Source organism: Cellulomonas sp. URHD0024 (assembly GCF_000426185.1).
In the GTDB taxonomy this organism is placed as follows: domain Bacteria; phylum Actinomycetota; class Actinomycetes; order Actinomycetales; family Cellulomonadaceae; genus Cellulomonas.
Genome location: NZ_AUEW01000015.1, coordinates 14,849 through 32,734 on the forward strand (window position 1 = coordinate 14,849; position 17,886 = coordinate 32,734).

General features: G+C 71.6%; 16 protein-coding genes. 9 read left to right on the top strand and 7 right to left on the bottom strand.

Annotated features, from left to right (window positions below; all coding sequences use genetic code 11):
* Positions 1-4 precede the first annotated feature (4 nt).
* The 3 genes from I847_RS0115170 (at position 5) to I847_RS0115185 (ending at position 3,046) form a co-directional block, all read left to right on the top strand.
* Complete coding sequence (locus I847_RS0115170) at positions 5-916, top strand: cation diffusion facilitator family transporter (protein WP_028050374.1); 912 nt, start codon at positions 5-7, stop codon at positions 914-916.
* A 58-nt stretch (positions 917-974) separates the two neighbouring features.
* Complete coding sequence (locus I847_RS0115175; protein ID WP_028050375.1) at positions 975-1,916, top strand: DUF2510 domain-containing protein; 942 nt, start codon at positions 975-977, stop codon at positions 1,914-1,916.
* Positions 1,917-2,125: 209 nt separating this feature from the next.
* Complete coding sequence (locus I847_RS0115185) at positions 2,126-3,046, top strand: LLM class flavin-dependent oxidoreductase (RefSeq protein WP_028050376.1); 921 nt, start codon at positions 2,126-2,128, stop codon at positions 3,044-3,046.
* 34 nt (positions 3,047-3,080) lie between these two features.
* On the opposite strand, the gene galE is transcribed toward I847_RS0115185, so the two are convergent.
* Complete coding sequence (galE, locus tag I847_RS0115190; protein WP_028050377.1) at positions 3,081-4,040, bottom strand: UDP-glucose 4-epimerase GalE; 960 nt, start codon at positions 4,038-4,040, stop codon at positions 3,081-3,083.
* Positions 4,041-4,214: 174 nt separating this feature from the next.
* Between galE and I847_RS25790 the strand changes: the two genes are divergently transcribed.
* Entirely contained in the window at positions 4,215-5,357 is a 1,143-nt protein-coding gene (locus I847_RS25790; RefSeq protein WP_051274955.1) for a hypothetical protein, read from the top strand.
* A 73-nt stretch (positions 5,358-5,430) separates the two neighbouring features.
* Here the strand turns inward: I847_RS25790 and I847_RS0115200 are convergent, their stop codons facing one another.
* Positions 5,431-5,643 carry a hypothetical protein gene (locus I847_RS0115200; protein ID WP_028050378.1) on the bottom strand — a complete coding sequence of 71 codons (213 nt, stop codon included), beginning with the start codon at positions 5,641-5,643 and terminating at the stop codon, positions 5,431-5,433.
* Positions 5,644-5,761: 118 nt separating this feature from the next.
* On the opposite strand from I847_RS0115200, the gene I847_RS0115205 reads away from it, so the two are divergent.
* The gene (locus I847_RS0115205; RefSeq protein WP_028050379.1) at positions 5,762-6,205 is read left to right on the top strand and encodes a hypothetical protein; all 444 of its coding nucleotides are present in this window, start codon (positions 5,762-5,764) and stop codon (positions 6,203-6,205) included.
* 39 nt (positions 6,206-6,244) lie between these two features.
* Here the strand turns inward: I847_RS0115205 and I847_RS0115210 are convergent, their stop codons facing one another.
* Genes I847_RS0115210 through I847_RS0115220 form a run of 3 tightly spaced genes read right to left on the bottom strand, consistent with a single transcriptional unit; the run spans position 6,245 to position 8,475 of the window.
* Entirely contained in the window at positions 6,245-6,811 is a 567-nt protein-coding gene (locus I847_RS0115210) for a GNAT family N-acetyltransferase (RefSeq protein ID WP_028050380.1), read from the bottom strand.
* 45 nt (positions 6,812-6,856) lie between these two features.
* The gene (locus tag I847_RS0115215) at positions 6,857-7,330 is read right to left on the bottom strand and encodes an Rrf2 family transcriptional regulator (protein ID WP_028050381.1); all 474 of its coding nucleotides are present in this window, start codon (positions 7,328-7,330) and stop codon (positions 6,857-6,859) included.
* Entirely contained in the window at positions 7,327-8,475 is a 1,149-nt protein-coding gene (locus tag I847_RS0115220; RefSeq protein WP_028050382.1) for an ROK family transcriptional regulator, read from the bottom strand. The genes I847_RS0115215 and I847_RS0115220 overlap by 4 nt, the downstream gene beginning before the upstream one ends.
* 222 nt (positions 8,476-8,697) lie before the next feature.
* On the opposite strand from I847_RS0115220, the gene I847_RS24020 reads away from it, so the two are divergent.
* On the top strand, positions 8,698-11,871 hold the full coding sequence (locus I847_RS24020) for a glycoside hydrolase family 3 protein (RefSeq protein ID WP_051274956.1): 3,174 nt from the start codon (positions 8,698-8,700) through the stop codon (positions 11,869-11,871).
* A 66-nt stretch (positions 11,872-11,937) separates the two neighbouring features.
* Here I847_RS24020 and I847_RS0115230 read toward each other — a convergent pair whose 3' ends face one another.
* On the bottom strand, positions 11,938-12,630 hold the full coding sequence (locus I847_RS0115230; RefSeq protein ID WP_028050383.1) for a GntR family transcriptional regulator: 693 nt from the start codon (positions 12,628-12,630) through the stop codon (positions 11,938-11,940).
* Positions 12,631-12,725: 95 nt separating this feature from the next.
* Here I847_RS0115230 and I847_RS24025 point away from each other — a divergent pair, with 95 nt between their 5' ends.
* The 3 genes from I847_RS24025 to I847_RS0115245 all read left to right on the top strand — a co-directional run bounded on the left by I847_RS24025 (position 12,726) and on the right by I847_RS0115245 (position 17,176).
* A complete protein-coding gene (locus I847_RS24025; RefSeq protein WP_051274957.1) occupies positions 12,726-15,551 on the top strand; it encodes an FAD-binding and (Fe-S)-binding domain-containing protein in 2,826 nt (941 codons plus the stop codon).
* Positions 15,548-16,183: a cysteine hydrolase gene (locus tag I847_RS24030; protein ID WP_034610543.1), complete on the top strand. Its 636-nt coding sequence runs from the start codon at positions 15,548-15,550 to the stop codon at positions 16,181-16,183. Before I847_RS24025 ends, I847_RS24030 begins: the two co-directional genes overlap by 4 nt.
* A gap of 192 nt (positions 16,184-16,375) precedes the next feature.
* On the top strand, positions 16,376-17,176 hold the full coding sequence (locus I847_RS0115245) for a hypothetical protein (RefSeq protein ID WP_028050384.1): 801 nt from the start codon (positions 16,376-16,378) through the stop codon (positions 17,174-17,176).
* 18 nt (positions 17,177-17,194) lie between these two features.
* Here the strand turns inward: I847_RS0115245 and I847_RS0115250 are convergent, their stop codons facing one another.
* Positions 17,195-17,758, bottom strand: coding sequence for a YqgE/AlgH family protein (locus tag I847_RS0115250; protein WP_028050385.1), 564 nt, complete (start codon positions 17,756-17,758; stop codon positions 17,195-17,197).
* Between the last annotated feature and the right edge of the window lie 128 nt (positions 17,759-17,886).

The following is a 17,886-nucleotide window of genomic DNA, read 5'->3' on the forward strand; positions in this document are numbered from 1 at the left end:
CCGGGTGGGTCACGACCACGACCACTCGACCGCCGCGCAGGCGCACCGGGGGCGGCTCCTGGTCGTGCTCGTGCTGACGCTGGTGGTCCTCGTGGTCGAGGTCGTCGGCGGGGTCGTGTCCGGGTCGTTCGCCCTGGTCGCGGACGCCGGACACATGCTGACCGATGCCGCCGGGGTCGGCCTGGCGCTCGGGGCCACCGCGCTGGCCATGCGGCCCGCGACCGCCGCCCGGACGTTCGGGTGGCAGCGTGCCGAGATACTCGCCGCGCTCGTGAACGGCCTGGTGATCGGGCTCGTCGGGGTGCTCGTGATCGTCGGCGGCGTGCGACGCCTGGTGACGCCCGAACCCCTCGACGGCGCCCTGATGCTCGGCGTCGCCTGCGTGGGGCTCGTCGCCAATGCCGTGAGCCTCGCCCTTCTGCGCCCCGGCCAGGGGGAGTCGCTGACCGTCCGGGGTGCGTACCTCGAGGTCTTCGGTGACCTTCTCGGGTCGGTCGCGGTGGTCGTCGCGGCCGTCGTCGTGCTGGCGACGGGGTTCCTGCGAGCCGACGGCATCGCGTCCGTGCTGATCGGCCTGATGATCGTGCCGCGCGCCCTCGGGCTCCTGCGTGACGTTGCCGGGGTGCTGCTGGAGGCGACCCCGCGCGGGGTCGACCTGGACGCGATCCGGTCGCACATCTGCGGGGTGCCCGGGGTTCTCGGCGTGCACGACCTGCACGCCTGGACCATCACGTCCGGGGTGCCGGTGCTCTCCGCGCACGTCGAGGTCCCCGACGAGCTGCTCGCCAGCGGCGAGGCCGGCCGTGTCCTCGACGACCTGCGGCACTGCCTCGCCGGCCACTTCGACGTCGCGCACTGCACGTTCCAGCTGGAACCTCCGTCGGCCACCCGCGAGGAGCGTCACTCGCACGCCTGACCGGCGGCCTTCTCGATGCTCGGCTCAAGGTCGCGCGCAGCGATGCCGAGTCACGGGCGTGGCAGGGGAGCAGGGAATCAGCCCGGGCTGGTACGACGACGGGGCGACGGCTGCCGTCGTGCGCTGGTTCGACGGCTCCCGGTGGACGGAGCACACCAGGCCCGCTCCCACGATGCCCGTGGCGCCTGCGCCCAGCCACGCGTTCCAGCCCGTGCCCGCGACCACGCAGACGTTCCTGCCAGGGCCCGCCTCGTCACCTGTGCACAGGCCGGAGGAGCGCCGGTCGCCGGCGTCGAGCCCGGTGCAGTCCGCGTTCCCGACGTTCGGGGAGGCGCCCGGGTCGCCGCTCGGCGCAGCCTTCGGCGGTGGGACGTTCGGATCCCCTGCGCAGGGCTACGGGTCGCCGGCGTTCGGGGGCTTCGGCGCGGGTGCGGGGTCCGGCCCCTGGTCGCGAGGGCTCGCCAACCAGGCGGAAGCCGCGAAGGTCCGTCGACGTGTCACGCAGGAGCTGTGGCTCGGCATCGGCAGCCTGCTGCTCGGGATCGTCGTCGCCGCCTGGCTCACGTCGGCGGGCGCACCGACGATCGTCCGGTACCTCCCCCGCGCGGCCGCCTTCGCCGGCTTCTTCATGCTGCGCAGCTGCCGCAAGAGCTACAAGCAGATGGTGGAGCTGGGCGGTCGGCCGTGGAGCTCGGGGCAGATCGCTCTGGCCGTCGTCGCGGGGTCAACCGCCGTCCTGGTCTACGTCAGCACGATCATCGCCGTCGTCGTCGCGGGAACCGGATCGGCGCGGCTCGGTCCGGAGGGGGCAGGCTCCTGCTGGCGCGAGACCGCCAAGGTCGCCACCCACGTGTCCTGCGACAAGCCGCACGACTACGTCGGCGTCCAGGTCGTCACCGACAAGAGTCAGTGCCCGGCAGAGGCCAGGGCCGTCATGCCGCGCGACGACGGGACCGGCACCTTGCTGTGCATGGCCCCGGACCCGGAGCCGGTCAGCTGACGAACCCGTAGCCCGACCAACGTGCTCCCTGGTAACCGTCGGCCGCGGCAAGCAGCACGAGCGCGATCCTGACCAGGACCGAGGTGACACGGAACGGGCGCGAGCGCATGGCTCTCCTTCGGCTGCTGCGGGGACTGCGCGGCCATGATCCGCGGACCCTGACCCCCTGGCGCTCGAGTCCACGTCTGGCCGGACCGTAGGGTCGGGGGATGGTTGCCGTGGGGATCGTGGTGCTGCCGCAGGATCGGTGGGACGTCGGGCGAGAGAAGTGGCTCCTCGCCGAGGAGTGGGGCTTCGACCACGCCTGGACGTACGACCACCTGGCGTGGCGGACGCTCGTGGACCAGCCGTGGTTCGCGACCGTCCCGCTGCTCGCCGCGGCAGCGGCGGTCACGTCCCGCATCGGTCTGGGAACGCTCGTCGCATCGCCGAACTTCCGGCATCCGGTGCCCTTCGCCAAGGACGTGCTGGGTCTCGACGACATCAGCGGTGGCCGGTTCCTGCTCGGGATCGGTGCCGGCGGCGAGGGCCTCGACTCGTGGGTGGCCGGTGACCCGGTCAGCCGCGGGATGCGGACGCGGCGGTTCGAGGAGTTCGTCGGCCTCGTCGACACGTTGCTGACCACCCCGGTCACCACGCACCAGGGGGAGTTCTACCGCGCCGACGGCGCCCGGATGATCCCCGGCACCATCGCCCGGCCGCGGACGCCCTTCGTCGTCGCCGCCAACGGGCCGCGCACGATGGCGCTCGCGGCGAGGTACGGGCAGGGCTGGGTCACGTACGGGCAGACGTTCCTGTCCGAGGGGGGCGACCCGGCAGCCGAGCAGGAGCAGTGGTGGGCGGGTCTCGCGACGATGCAGGAGAGCGTCGACCAGGCTGTCGCCGCTCACCGGGACGCCAGCGAGCCGCCGCTGCGTCGGTACCTCTCCTTGGACGGCGCACCGATCTTCTCGATGCAGTCGGCGGAGCTCGTCGTCGAGGGGGTGGAGCGTGCGGCTGCGCTGGGATTCACCGACGTGATCGTGCACTGGCCCCGCGACGCGGGCGTCTACGCGGGCTCACCGGCCGCCCTGGAGGCCCTCGTCGCCCACCTCCCACGGCTGCACGCCCTGGACGTTCCGCCACGCTGACCGCACCGATGCGGGCTCGGACGGTGCGGGCGGCTCAGTGGGCCCGGCGGGCTGACCAGGCGCTCGTGACCATGTCGAGGAGGGTGTGGCGCATCTGCCAGTCGAGGTCGCGTGCGGCGAGCTCGCCGCTGGCGACGATCCGGGCGGGGTCGCCGGGCCGTCGCGTGGCGAGCTCGGGCTCGAACGTGATGCCGGTCGCCTGCGCCATGGCGGTCATGATCTCCCGGACGGAGACGCCGTCGCCGGAGCCCAGGTTGTAGACGGGCTCGAGCGTGCGACCCTCGGTGAGCGCCTGGGCCGCCGTGACGTGCGACGCGGCGAGGTCGGCGACGTGCAGGTAGTCGCGGACGCAGGTGCCGTCGGGCGTCGGGTAGTCGGTGCCGTTGATCCGTGGCGTGCGGCCTGCGGCAAGCGCGTCGAGGACCAGCGGAAAGAGGTTGTGCGGGCTGGTGTCGTAGAGGTCGTCGGTGGCCGAGCCGACCACGTTGAAGTACCGCAGCGAGGTGTGCCGGAGGCCGGCCGCGCGCGCCTGGTCGGCCAGGAGCCACTCGCCGATGAGCTTGGACTCGCCGTACGGGGACTGCGGGTTCGTGGCCGTGGTCTCGGTGACCAGGTCCACGTCCGGGGTGCCGTAGACCGCTGCCGACGAGGAGAACACGATCGCGTCGACACCCTGCGAGGCCATCGCCTCGAGCAGGTGCACCGTTCCCGTGACGTTCTGCTCGTACGTGTGCAGCGGACGGCTGACCGAGACCCCGGCGTACTTGAACCCGGCGAGGTGCACGACGCCCACGATGCCGTGCTGGCTGAGCGTGTCCGCGACCAGGTCGGTGTCGAGGATCGAGCCCTCGACCAGCGGGACGCCGCCGGGGACGAAGTCCTTGTGCCCGCTGGACAGATCGTCGAGGACCACGGTGCTCAGGCCGACCTGCCCGAACGCCCGAACCACGTGCGACCCGATGTACCCGGCACCGCCTGTGACCAGCCATGTCATGGAGGTGAGCCTACCGACGCGGCGCGGTGTTCGGAGGGGGACCGTGGCGAGACGGCGCGCGGACCTGCCAGATGCCGGCCAAGGGGCTGATCACCGCCATCATGCCCAGACCCTGCACGCGTTCTGGGTGAGTTTGGGCCCGTTCGACCGTCGTCCCTGGCTAGAGTGCCCGGCATGGCGAACGTCAGTGCGCACGACTGGTCGGTCTTCCTGCTGATCGTCGGGCTGCGGCTGGTGGTGCCGCTGTTCATCCCGCGGTTCCCGCTGCCGGCGCTCCTGGCGGCCCTCGTCATCGACGGCATCGACCAGACCGTGTTCGCGACGTTCACCGACCTGCCGCTGGACAACTACCAGTCCTACGACAAGGCGCTGGACATCTACTACCTGACCATCGCGTACCTGTCGGTGATCAGGAACTGGCGCAACCCCTTCGCGCTCGGGGTCGCCGCCGCGCTCTGGTACTACCGGCTGGTCGGCGTGCTCGCGTTCGAGCTGACCGGCGAGCGGTGGCTGCTGATGCTCTTCCCTAACACGTTCGAGTACTTCGTGATCGCGATCGAGGTCGTCCGCACGCGCAGGGACGCGGGACGGCTCGCGAACCGCGCATTCGTGTGGACCGCCGCGCTGATCTGGGTGTTCATCAAGCTGCCGCAGGAGTGGTGGATCCACGTCGCGCAGCTCGACTTCACCGACGAGTTCAAGGAGCGTGTGCTCGGCGTGCCGGGGACCTCCACCTGGGCCGAGGGTGTCGCGAACCGGCCGTGGGTGGTCGTCGGGCTGCTGGTCCTGATCGCCGTGCTCGTGATCGTCGGGCTGCGGCTGGCGCGCCGGTTGCCGCCCGCCGACTGGCCCTTCACCCTCGACTCCGACGTCATCGCGCGACGCGTCGGCTGGATCCCGCGAGGACCCGTCGCCGTCGCGCCCCGCGGGGTCGGGCACGTGCTCGAGAAGGTCGCCCTCGCCGGTCTGGTCAGCATGATCATGTTCCTGTCGTGGCCACTGCTCGACGCCCGGCTCTCGGTGGTGTTCCTCGTCGTGGCCGCCACCGTGGTGGCCTTCGCCGGGCTGGCCGTCTGGCGGGCGCGGACCGGACGCGCCGGAGCCGTGCACCTGGGCGTGCAGGTCGCCGTCAACACCGTGATCAGTGTCGTCGCGATGCTGGTGTTCGCCGCGCTGGCCACCCGCGGCGCGGCCGACCTGTCCGCCGGCGACGTGCTCCTGTTCGCCTACATCGTCGCGCTGATCGTCACGCTCTACGACCGCTACTCCGCCCGCCGCGAGGCCATGGTGCCGTCGCCGGAGCTCGTCACGGTGTGAGGGCAGCAAGGACCGTCAGCGCGGGACCGCCCCGACGGGCTGTCAGACGTGCTCGGAGTGGTCGGGTGGGCCGTCAGAGGGCGCCGGACCCCACGTCGGCGAGCAGCCGGTCGGTCTCGTCCTGGACGTGCGTCGCCAGCTCGGCGAACTTGGCGGCGTGCGCGCGTGCGTGGTGCGCGCAGAACTGCAGCTCGCCGACGGGCAGGAAGACCCGCACGTAGGCCCGGGCACCGCAGCGGTCGCAGCGGTCGGCTGCGGTCAGAGGTTGTGTCTTCGTGGTGTCCATGTGCGCGTCAACGTCGCCCGGCCGGGTTCGATGCCCGCAGGACCGGGTGATTCGCTCAGCGCGTAGCGACGTCGACGTCGCCGTTCCGCCGGCATCCGTGACGTGGGATCTTGGGGCCATGGAGATCCTGCCCGGTGCCGGTGTCGCCGACGTCACGATCGGCGATCGGCGGGCTGACGTCGAGGAGCGACTCGGTCCGCCCGTCCATCCCGGCACGTCCCCGCGGGCGGTGTACCGCACCGATCCGTCACTCGTCGTGAGCTACGACGGCGACGTCGTCGAGCTCGTGGAGATCGCCTGTACGGGCGGCGGTCAGGAGGTCTTCTTCGACGGTGTGCAGCTGTCGTACCGCGTCATGGACGATGTGGTGGCGGAGCTCGAGGCCAAGGGTCACCGGTGCACTGTGTCGGACGTCGGGTTCGACGTCGTGGCGGGGTTCTCGCTGTTCTCGATGTCGTCCTCGGATGCCCGCGCGCTCGACCCGCTCGCCGGTGACGCCGACGAGCGCGCGATCGTCGAAGGGGTGAGCGTGGCGCCGTACGCCTACTTCGTCGGCACCTGACCGGCCGCCGTCCCGCCCGCGGTGGATCCAGCAGACCTCTCAGTGCAGCTCCCGGCGCATGACCACGCGGTCGCGCCCGCCGCTGTGCGCGCTCGTCGCGGAGACCTGGACGAACCCGCCCGCCTCGAAGAGCCGGGTGGTCCCGACGTACCCGGAGACGACATCGACCCGGTCGTCCTGCGGGACGACGACGGGGTAGCCCTCGACGACGTCGGCGCCCTGCTCTCGCGCGTGCTCGACCGCGCCGGCGAGCAGCTGGTGCATCAGACCTCGGCGGCGAAACCCGGCGCGCACGACGAAGCAGACGATGCTCCACGCGTCGCGGTCGTCGAGGAACGGGATCGTGCGGGAGTGCATGAGCCGCCGGTAGCTGCTGCGCGGTGCGACCGAGCACCAGCCCGCGACCACACCGTCGACGTACGCGAGCACCCCTGGTCCGGGCTCCTGCGCGCACTCGTCGCGCATGTACTGCGCGCGCTCGTCCTCAGGCACCCGGCTGTCCCGGTACGACATGCACCAGCAGCCCCGGCCGCCGGGCTTCTTGACGCCGACGACCTCGGAGAAGTCGTCGTACCGACCCACTGCGGGACGCACCTGGACGGCCATCACGCCATCGTACGAAGGTGGCACGCCGCCGGGGTGCGGCGAAGGTCACGCCTCGGTGTCGTGGTCGGGGTGGATGTCACGCAGGCCGAGTGCGCGCGTGAACGCTGCGACCGCTGGGGCGGCCGCCTCGAGCAGCGCCCGCTCGTCGGAGGTCAGTGCCGACAGGCCGTAGGTGACCTGGCGGGCCGCGCGGGTCCGAGCAGCTTCTCGTAGGAGTGGGACCTGGGCGGTCGCGCGGTGCGCGAGGTGCCCGCGCGGGCCCCGCGTCGACTCGACGAGGCCCGCTTGCTGGAGCGACCGGAGCGCCTTGTTGACGGTGGCGACGGGCAGTGCCGCGGATCTGGCGATCTCGTCGGCGCTCGCGGCCGCGACCCGCGTGATCTGCGCGAGGACGGCCACCTCCATCGACCCGAGGACACGGCCGACGGTGCGCACCTCGCCGGGGGTCCGCACGGTCGGGTTGACGCTCTCGGCCTGCTCGAGGAGGTCGACGAGCGCCGCGACCACCGGATCGATCATCTCGACGCCGCCAGCGCGGCAAGGCGTAAGGCTCCGGCGAGCTCCGCCCCCGTGCCGAGCTCGGCCGCGATCACCTCGGTCGCGGCCGCGGTCGCGGGCTGCGCGTGCCGCCGGACCGACGACTCGACCCCGGCCACGAATGCCGGGACGGCGCCCAGCTCGCCGCCGACGACGATCGCGCCAGGGTTGAGCAGGTTGCACAGGTCGGCGACGACCCGGCCGAGCGTACGGCCGGCCTCGTTGACGATGCGGACGGTGACCTCGTCGGGCGAGTCGATGCCGATCTGGTCCGGTGTCGCGGTGGGTCGGGTGTGGGCGATGCGGGCGAGGACCGCTGACGCCGAGACCACGGACTCCAGGCACCCGCGGCTGCCGCAGCGGCACAGCTCGGCCGCGCCCGCCAGGTGGGTGTGCCCGATCTCGCCGGCGAGCCCGGTGGAGCCGCGGAAGAGGTGCCCGTCGATCACCATGGCCGCCCCGATGCCGTGCGAGGCCTTGACGTACAGGAACGTGTCGTGGAGGCGGCCCGCGCCCCCGTGCTGCTCGCCGGCGGCCCCGATGACGGTGTCGTTCTCGACCTGGACCGGCACACCGAGCCGGCGTTCGAGCTCGCGCGCGGGCGCGAGACCGACCCAGCTCGACAAGATGGTCGACGAGCGGACGAGCCCGGTGCGCGCGTCGAGCGGACCAGGGATCCCCGCCGTCACAGCGGTCGGCTGCCCGGCTCCGTGCTCGGCCAGCATCTCGTCGAGCAGGCGAGCTGCGGTGTCCATCGCGTCGTCCGCGCGCAGGTCCACGTCGACGGGCGCGCGGCGCTCGCCGAGCAGGGTGCCGAACCGGTCGGCGAGGGCGACGGCCACGTGGGCGTGCCCGAAGTCGATGCCCGCGACCGCGCCGCCGCTCACCACGGCCCGCAGCAACGCGCCGGGCCGGCCGCTGCCGGAGCCGGGGCCCTTCTCCTGCGGCGCGACCTCGACGACGCGACCTTCGTCGATCAGCCGGGCGACCGCGCCCGCAACAGTGCTCCTGGACAGGCCGGTGCGCTCGACCAGGTCCGTGCGGGTCATCGAGCCGAAGCTGCTGATCAGCTGGTACAGGTCGTCGCGCGTGCGGTCTCTCGGCGAGGCCTGCGGCAGCGTCGTCATGGCCGCACTCTAGGCCCACGGGTCAGCCATTCCAACGATGACCGGACGAATAATGCGCCGCTCACCGTTCAAAAATGCGGAAGCGTTCCCATCTTTTCACGCGTTGACACGTCGAAACCATCGCGCATACGGTCACGAAAGCGAGATTTCGACCGGTTTGGCGTGCATTGAAGCAGTCGGTGCCTCGTTCTCTCGCGCCCATCGTTGTCAAGGAGGACGACCATGCACCTGCATCACCACGTCGCCCGGCGGGCCACTGTCGTGGTCACCGCCGCGGCGTTGAGCCTGGTCGGAGCGGGCGTCGCGCACGCGGCGACGACCGACCCGAACCCGTCGCAGCAAGAGCTCGACCATGCCGCCCTCTCCCGGGAGGCGGCCGGCGAGGGCATGGTCCTGCTGGACAACAAGGGCGGCGCGCTGCCCATGGCTCGCACCGGCAACGTCGCCGTGTTCGGGGTCGGCGCGTACAAGACCGTCAAGGGCGGCACCGGCTCGGGAGACGTCAACAACCGGTACACCATCACGGTGCGCCAGGGCCTCGAGGGTGCCGGGTACGCGGTGACGACGAGCAGTGCCTACTGGGACGCCATGACGGCGGCGTACGACGCGAAGTACGCGAACGGCGGCGGCAACCCCTTCGGGCCGCCGATCGACTACTCCTCCGTCGAGCAGCCCCTCACGCCGGCGAGCGTTCAGCCGACCGCGCCCACCGACACCGCGATCTTCGTCGTCGCGCGCAACTCGGGCGAGGGCACCGACCGCTCGTCGGGGCAGGGCGACTTCCTGCTGCGTGACGTCGAGCGCGCGGACATCCAGCTCATCGGCCAGACGTACAAGCACGTGGTGGTGGTCCTGAACGTCGGCGGCGTCGTCGACACCTCGTTCTACGCGCAGATCAACGGGTCTACGGCCGACCCGACCGGCAAGGCCCCGCTCGACTCGCTGCTGCTCATGAGCCAGCCGGGCCAGGAGGCCGGCAACGCGCTGGTCGACGTGCTCAAGGGCACAGTGACACCGTCCGGCAAGCTCACCGACACGTGGGCGTCGCAGTACTCCTACTACCCGGCGTCGGCGACGTTCGCCAACGCGGACGGCAACCCGTTGCGTGAGCAGTACTCCGAGGGCATCTACGTCGGTTACCGGTACTTCGACTCCTTCTACAGGTCGATCGACCCGGCCCACCCGGCCGGCGTCGTCACCTACCCGTTCGGGTACGGCGGCTCGTACACGACGTTCCGCATCGAGACCGAGAAGGTGCGCGCCGACGCCGAGCACGTCACGGTGAAGGCCAGGGTGACCAACACGGGCCGCAAGGCGAGCGGCAAGGAGGTCGTCCAGGTCTACTTCTCGGCTCCGACCACCGGGCTCGACACGCCCTACCAGGAGCTCGCAGGCTCGGCGAAGACGGACACCCTGGCGCCCGGTGCGTCGCAGAGGGTGACCATCACGTTCCGTACCAGCGAGATGTCGTCGTTCGACAAGGCTCGGTCCGCGTACGTGCTGGACGCGGGGGACTACCTCGTCCGGGTCGGCGACTCGTCGCGCAGCACGAAGGTCGCGGCCAGGCTCTCGCTGCCGCGGACGGTCACCACCACGCTCGTGCGGCACGAGCAGGACGACGTCGCGCCCGCCCAGGAGCTCACAGGCGACCCGGCGACGTTCTACTCCTACCCGACGCAGGCGCGTGAGATCGCGCACGCGCAGCGGATCGGTCTCGACCCGCGGCGGTTCCGCGTCGACGACGAGCGCTCGGAGTACCAGCAGAACGTGACGGTGCCCCCGGGCTCGCCGTACGCACCGTTCGACGGGACCACGATCTCGAGCACGACCGCGTACCTGGACAGGTCGCAGACGAACTGGGAGGGCACCGGCACCGCGTACCAGCCGCGTCCGGGTGAGACGGTCAAGTACGTCCGGACCAACCCGGCGACCACGCTCTACGACGTCAAGCGCGGCAGGGCGTCCCTCGAGCAGCTCGTCGCCGGGCTCAACGTCAGCCAGCTCGCGGACATCGTCGAGGGCTCCTCGGCGGCGGGGTCGACCCTGACGGCCGTCGGTGCCGCCGGCTACACGACACCGAAGTACGAGAACCTCGGCATCCCGGGCATGACGCTGTCCGACGGGCCGGCTGGACTGCGCCTGACCCAGCAGATCACGACGCAGACGCCGACCGAGTACCAGTGGGCGACGGCCTGGCCGATCGGCACGATGCTCGCGCAGACGTGGAACCCGGACCTCCAGCAGAGGGTGGGCGCCGCCATCGGTGCGGAGATGGCCACGTACGGCGTGACGCTGTGGCTCGCTCCGGGCATGAACCTGCACCGCGACCCGCTCAACGGCCGCAACTTCGAGTACTTCTCGGAGGACCCGCTGGTCACCGGGCTCACCGCTGCCTCGGAGACCAAGGGCGTGCAGAGCGTGCCGGGTGTCGGGGTGACGATCAAGCACTTCGTCGCGAACAACCAGGAGACGCAACGCAACGCGACCGACTCCGTGATCGGGGAGCGGGCGCTGCGCGAGCTGTACCTCAAGGGCTTCGAGATCGCGGTCAAGAGCGCGCAGCCGATGGCGGTCATGACCTCGTACAACCAGGTCAACGACCACTACACGGCCGCGTCGTACGACCTGGTGACCAACGTCCTGCGGGGCGAGTGGGGGTTCAAGGGCCTGGTTATGACGGACTGGACCTCGGTCAACCAGGCCACGCCGCTCGGTACGCAGTACGCGGGCAACGACCTGATCGAGCCCGGGAACAACCCGGGCGAGATCATCAACACGATCAAGAAGGTGACCCCGACGGTCGACCTCAACGGGATGCCGGCGTACACGAAGAACCTCCTGCACTTCGGGACGTTCACGTTCACGTCGTGGCAGTGGCAGCTCGGCGGGTTCGGTCTGTCCGCGACCGGCGACCAGACCGTCGCGACGCGGGTCGACTCGACCACGGACCTGTCCCAGGTGCCGCTGTCCGGGGTGTCCGACGGCGGCGTGTTCACCCCGGTCGCGCCGTACGGCACGGTCCAGGCGGCGTACGACGCGGTCAACGCGCTGCTCGCGCCGGCGAACACCGCGCTGACCCCGGCTCAGAAGGCGGGCATCACCGTCACGGACGTGGTGCACGCCGACCCGGCCGACGCCACGTCACCCGTGGTCGCGTACACGGTCACGCTCCGGGGGAGCTACCCCACGGTGTACCCGATGCGTCTCGGTGACCTGCAGCGCAGTGCGATCCACATCCTGAACGTCGTCAGCCAGTCGGCGCCGTTCGCCGAGCTCGCTGCCGACCAGGGCGTGCACGGCATCAAGGTCGGGCCGTACACGGCCCAGTTCCGGCACCTCGTCGAGTACGTGGAGGTCGACCACGGCCACGTCTGGAAGCCGGGCCGGCACCACTAGTCGGACCCTCCACCCGAGCGGCGCGGTGCCGTCGAGCATCGCGCCGCTCGGGCGTGCGGGCTCGGGCTAGACGGGTATCGCCGACGAGGGGACGATCGCCTGCGGCCCTGCCTCGCCGCCGAGCGACTCCGCGAGCAGCTCGCGCGCGCGGGCCAGGTGCTCGTCGAGCATGCGGGCGGCACCGTCGGCGTCGCCGGCCGCGATCAGGTCCAGCAGCCGTGCGTGCTCGGCGACGATGATCTCCGGGCTCAGCCGCTGCCGACCCTGCAGCTGGGCCATGCAGAGCTTCACCTCGAACGCGAGCGAGTGGTACATCGCGCTCGTCCGGGTGCTGCCGAGCGCGTCGATGAGGCTCGTGTGGAACCGCATGTCGGGCTCGACGACGGCGTAGGAACCTCGCGCCCAGAGCGCGGCGATCTCGGCGTTGGCCTGGCGGGCCGACTCGGGCACGCGGCGTTCGTCGGCGAGCCGACGCAGGACCTCGGACTCGAGGTACGTGCGCGTCCGGTAGATGTCCCGCACGTCGTCGGGGCCGAGCTCCACGACCCGGGCCGTCTTGTGGTTGTTCCGGACCAGGACCTTCTCCGCGGTGAGTCGCTCGATGGCCGCGCGGGCGCTGGCCCGGGCCACGTCGTACCGGGTGGCCACGTCGAGCTCGGTGAGCGGGGTGCCGGGGGCCAGGGTGCCGGTCACGACGAGGGTGCGCAGGTCCTCGACCACGGCGTCGACCAGGCTGGTCACCACGATCCCTCGCGCCATCGCCGCTCCCTTCGTCGCGTCGTGGACGAGCGTAGCTCTTGTCAGGTGAGTCTACTTGTCCGACAATCGTCCCTTCAGACCACCCCAGGAGCCTCATGACGGCATCGACGCCGGACGCGCTCGCCGCCGTGCTGGCGGGGTGCGTGAGCGACCGCGCGCAGGTGCGCACCGACGAGCTCAGCCTCCGGGCAGCGGCGCACGACGCGTCGCACGTGCGGCTGGTCCCGCAGGCGCTCGTCTCGCCACGGGACGCCGACGAGGTCGGCCGCCTGCTCCGCGAGACCGCGGCGGCGGGAGTGCCGCTCACATTCCGCTCGGGCGGGACGAGCCTGTCGGGCCAGGCCGGCGGCGACGGTGTGCTCGCCGACGTGCGCCGTCACTTCCAGCGGATCGAGGTGCTCTCCGAGGGTGCCCGCGTCCGGGTGCAGCCCGGCGTCACGGTCCGACGCGTGAACGCCTCGCTTGCCCGGCACGGCCGCAAGCTCGGTCCCGACCCGGCCAGCGAGGTCGCCGCCACGATCGGCGGGGTCGTCGCCAACAACTCCTCGGGCATGGCCTGCGGCACGGTGGAGAACAGCTATCGCACCCTGGAGTCGCTGGTCGTGGTCCTGCCGTCGGGCACGGTGGTCGACACCGGCGCCGCTGACGCGGACGAGCGGCTGCGGACCCTCGAGCCCGTCCTGTACGCGGGGCTGCACGAGCTCCGTCGGCGCGTGCTGGACAACCCGTCGTCGGTCGCGACGATCGCGCGGCAGTTCGCGATGAAGAACACCATGGGTTACGGGATCAACGCCCTGGTCGACTTCGAGACGGCGCCGCAGATGCTCGCGCGCCTCGTCGTCGGCAGCGAGGGGACGCTGGCTTTCGTCGCCTCCGCGACCTTCCGTACGGTCCCGGTCCGTCCGCACGCCGCCACCGCGCTGCTGGTCTTCGACGACCTGGCGTCCGCCAACCGGTCTCTGCCTGCGCTGGTGGCCACCGGTGCCGCGACGCTCGAGCTCATGGACGCGACCTCATTGCGCGCCGGGCAAGGTCTGGCGGACTGCCCGCCGGCCGTCGCGGCGCTCACCGTTCGCGGGCAGGCCGCGCTGCTCGTCGAGTACCAGGCGACGACGGCCGACGAGCTGTCGCACCTGGTCGGCTCCGCGCGACGTGCAGTCGGCCAGGCCGAGCTGAGCACCGACCCGGCGGTTCGTCGCGACCTGTGGAAGCTGCGCAAGGGCCTCTACGCGTCGGTGGCGGGCGCGCGCCGCAGCGGCACGACCGCCCTGCTCGAGGATGTGGTCGTGCCCGTCGAACGGCTGGCCGACACCTGCGACTCGCTGACGACGTTGTTCGACCGGTACGCCTACGAGGACGCGGTGATCTTCGGGCACGCCAAGGACGGCAACCTCCACTTCATGCTCACCGACCGGTTCGAGACGAGCGAGCAGCTGGCCCGGTACTCGGGGTTCACCGAGGACCTGGTGTCCCTCGTGCTCGACAACGGCGGGTCGCTCAAGGCCGAGCACGGCACCGGCCGGGTCATGGCGCCGTTCGTCGCCCGGCAGTACGGCGACGAGCTGTACGACGTGATGCGTGCGGTGAAGCGGCTCTTCGACCCGTCCGGACTGCTCAACCCCGGCGTCCTGCTCTCCGACGACTCGGACGCCCACCTGCGGCACATCAAGCTGGCCCCGCAGGTCGAGGCGGAGGTCGACCGCTGCGTCGAGTGCGGCTACTGCGAGCCCGTGTGCCCGTCGCGCGACCTGACGCTCACGCCGCGTCAGCGCATCGTGCTCCGGCGCGAGATCCGCAGTCTCGAGGTGGCCGGGGACGCAGCGTCGGCCGAGCGCCTCGAGCTGGCGTACGAGTATCCAGGCGTGGACACCTGCGCGGTCGACGGGATGTGCGGCACCGCGTGCCCGGTCGGCATCAACACGGGCCTGCTGGTCAAGACGCTCCGCAAGGAGAACCTGCCCGTCGCGACGAAGGCCGTCTGGACCGCGGCCGCCAAGCACTGGGGTGCCACGACGTCCCTGGCAGCCTCCGCGCTCACGCTCGCCGGCGCCGTGCCGTTCGCCCCTGCGGTCACCGCCGCCGGTCGCGTCGCGCTGGGCGCCGACACCGTGCCGCAGTGGACCCCCGACCTGCCCCGGGGCGGCGCTCCCCGACGTCGGCCCGTGCCCCGGTCGACGCCCGACGCGGTGTACCTGCCCGCGTGCGTCAACGTCATGTTCGGCCCGGCGGAGGGCCCCGGGGTCCAGGTCGCGTTCGAGGACCTGTGCGCTGCGGCCGGGCTCTCCTTGCTGGTTCCCGACGGGATCGACTCCCTCTGCTGCGGGACGCCCTGGTCGTCCAAGGGGCTCGTGGCCGGCCACGAGGCGATGCGGGCTCTCGTGCTCCCGGTCGTGCGCGAGGCCACCGACGGCGGTCGGCGCCCGATCGTGTGCGACGCCTCGTCGTGCACCGAGGGCTTCCGGCACCTGCTGGGCGACGAGCTCCAGGTCGTCGACGTGGTCGCCTTCGTCGCGGAACGTGTCCTGCCCGTGCTCGGGCCGTACCAGCGGCTGTCCTCGGTGGCGGTGCACCCGACGTGCTCGTCGACCCAGCTCGGCCTGGACCCGGCTCTGCTGACCGTCGCCGAAGCCGTCGCCGACACCGTCACGGTCCCCCTGGACTGGGGGTGCTGCGCGTTCGCCGGCGACCGCGGGATGCTCCACCCGGAGCTCACCGCCGCGGCGACCCGTCGCGAGGCCGCCGAGGTTGTCCGCCTCGACGCGCAGGCGCACGCTAGCTGCAACCGCACCTGCGAGCTCGGCATGACGCGCGCCACGGGCGCCACCTACCGGCACGTCGTCGAGCTGCTGGCCGAGCAGGCGTTGGCCCGCCCTGGATCTGCACCACCCCGTCCGCACCATCCAGCAAAGGAGCAGAGATGAACCCCGAGACGACCGCCCTTGTCCTGATCGAGTTCCAGAACGACTTCACCAGCGAGGGCGGTGTCCTGCACGGCGCGGTCGAGGCCGTGATGAAGAGCACCGACATGCTCGCGCACGCTGCGACCGCGCTCGAGGCCACGCGTGCCGCCGGCGCCACCGTGATCCACAGCCCGATCACCTTCGCGGCGGGCTACGGCGAGATCACCGCGCACCCGTACGGGATCCTCAAGGGCGTCGTGGACTCCAACGCGTTCGTGAAGGGGTCGTGGGGCGCCGACTTCGTCCCTGACGTCGCGCCCGGCGAGGGAGACATCGTCGTCGAGGGGAAGCGTGGCCTGGACGCCTTCGGGTCGACGAACCTCGACTTCATCCTGCGGTCCAAGGGCATCACGACCGTGGTGCTGGCGGGCTTCCTCACCAACTGCTGCGTCGAGTCGACCATGCGGTCCGCGTACGAGAAGGGCTTCGAGGTCATCACCCTCACCGACGCCGTCGGTGCGACCTCCCAGGCCGAGCACGACAACGCGATCACCTACGACTACCCGATGTTCTCCAAGCCGATGACGACGGACGAGTACGTCTCCGCGTTGCGCGGTGCCCCTGTGGCCGCCGACAGCTCCCGCGGGTACTGAGCGTCCGGGCGGCGGTCCGGTCACGCCACCGGGCCGCCGCCCGTCCGTGCGTCCCTCGGGTGCACAGCGCACCGATCGCGACCGGCCCCTGCAAGGACCGGCGTCCTGGGCACACATGGGGGTCGAGGGGCTGTCCCTCCCGGACCGGAGGAGACGACCCCGATGCGCGACCACCCCCACCCTGCAGGACACATGAAGCGGCGACTGACCGTTGCTGCGGTCTCGTTCGGAGCCGGCCTGCTCGTCGCGGGTGTCGGCACACCGGCCCAGGCCGATGCCTCGCAGGACTGGGCGGAGGTCCCCCCGGTCCCGCAGGCCGTCCTGGACAGCGTGCACGGCGGCACGGCCGCCGAGCACGTCGCCAACCTCGACGGCACGGCGAAGTCCGGCAAGGGAACGACGTTCGGCGACCCGGTCAGGTACGTGTTCCTCGACCTGGTCCACGCCTCGAGCGCCACGGCCCTGTCCCCGGACGACGTCTCGGTCGTGGAGTACGCAGCCGTGCAGTACGTGGACGGCGTCGCCACGAACGTCGTCGTCGTGGACGAGACCGGAGAGTTCGTGCAGCTCGGATGGTCGGTCGACGAGATCAAGGACATCGAGCAGGTCAGCCCCAGCGAGATCCTCGCAGCAGGCGGACCAGAGGGTGACCTCTACGAGGTGTCCCACGACCTCCAGCAGGTTCGACCGCTCAACGCGGCGGCCCGAGACATCGTCGGCGTCAGCGCACTGCCGGTCGAGCGGTTCCGGGACGTCAAGGGCCGGCAGATGGCAGCGCGACTCGCCGCGTACGACGAGGAGTACCAGGCAGCCCTCGACTCCGGCCGGATCGCGCCAGGTGACGTCCTCCTGGGCAGCGCCGGCCCGAACGCCGACGGCCGGACTGTGAGCGCACCGGTCGCTGCCACCGGCGTCGCCCTGGCGCTCGGAGCCGCGTACCTCGCCCTGCGCCAGGCACGCCGCAGGCGGACGACGACAGCAGCGTCGCTCTGACCGGTCCCCACCGGCTGGCTAGTTCAGGCTGGCGTCCTCCGCGTAGGTGGAGACGATCGCCAGGTCACCGCCCTGGCGTCTCAGGACGCGTCGCCACAGGTGCAGGGGCGTCGACGTGAGGACGTCGTCGGGGAGCGCGTCGAGGACGAACCAGGACCGCTCCCCGATCTCGGCCTCCAGCTGGCCCCCGCCCCAGCCGGCATAGCCCGCGAACACCCGGACGCCGCGCACGTGCGGCACGACCGCAGTCGGTTCGGCGTCCAGGTCGACCAGGGCGAAGTCGTCCGTGATGCGGTCCACCCCCGTCGGCAGGTCTCGCCCGCGCGGGATCGTCGCCACCCCCATCGCGCCGTCCAGCCCGACGGGTCCGCCGTGGAAGATCAGCGGCGGATCGCTCACCTGTGCGTGCCAGGCGGGCAGGACCACGTCGACGTCCACCGACGAGGGGCGGTTGAGCACCACGCCCACCGCGCCGTCGACCCCGTGGTCGAGCAGGAGGATCACCGTCCGGTGGAAGGTCGGCTCGCGCAGGCTCGGGGTGGCGACGAGGAGCCGCCCACGCAGGTGCGAGTCGCCGGGCACCGGCCCATCATTCCCCGTCGCGGCGGTGGCCGCCGCCCGGTACAGCGGTGGCCGGCCCCTGGTGCCACGGTTACGGTGATCGCTGGCACGATCCGACGACGACGCGGACGGGGGTTGCGCATGGACCA

Bases quoted from the DNA above. Each gene is read 5' to 3' on its own strand.
- I847_RS0115185 (WP_028050376.1), top strand. From the start codon at position 2,126: ATGGTTGCCGTGGGGATCGTGGTGCTGCCGCAGGATCGGTGGGACGTC.
- galE (WP_028050377.1), bottom strand. From the start codon at position 4,040: ATGACATGGCTGGTCACAGGCGGTGCCGGGTACATCGGGTCGCACGTG.
- I847_RS25790 (WP_051274955.1), top strand. From the start codon at position 4,215: ATGGCGAACGTCAGTGCGCACGACTGGTCGGTCTTCCTGCTGATCGTC.
- I847_RS0115200 (WP_028050378.1), bottom strand. From the start codon at position 5,643: ATGGACACCACGAAGACACAACCTCTGACCGCAGCCGACCGCTGCGAC.
- I847_RS0115205 (WP_028050379.1), top strand. From the start codon at position 5,762: ATGGAGATCCTGCCCGGTGCCGGTGTCGCCGACGTCACGATCGGCGAT.
- I847_RS0115210 (WP_028050380.1), bottom strand. From the start codon at position 6,811: ATGGCCGTCCAGGTGCGTCCCGCAGTGGGTCGGTACGACGACTTCTCC.
- I847_RS0115215 (WP_028050381.1), bottom strand. From the start codon at position 7,330: ATGATCGATCCGGTGGTCGCGGCGCTCGTCGACCTCCTCGAGCAGGCC.
- I847_RS0115220 (WP_028050382.1), bottom strand. From the start codon at position 8,475: ATGACGACGCTGCCGCAGGCCTCGCCGAGAGACCGCACGCGCGACGAC.
- I847_RS24020 (WP_051274956.1), top strand. From the start codon at position 8,698: ATGCACCTGCATCACCACGTCGCCCGGCGGGCCACTGTCGTGGTCACC.
- I847_RS0115230 (WP_028050383.1), bottom strand. From the start codon at position 12,630: ATGGCGCGAGGGATCGTGGTGACCAGCCTGGTCGACGCCGTGGTCGAG.
- I847_RS24025 (WP_051274957.1), top strand. From the start codon at position 12,726: ATGACGGCATCGACGCCGGACGCGCTCGCCGCCGTGCTGGCGGGGTGC.
- I847_RS24030 (WP_034610543.1), top strand. From the start codon at position 15,548: ATGAACCCCGAGACGACCGCCCTTGTCCTGATCGAGTTCCAGAACGAC.
- I847_RS0115245 (WP_028050384.1), top strand. From the start codon at position 16,376: ATGAAGCGGCGACTGACCGTTGCTGCGGTCTCGTTCGGAGCCGGCCTG.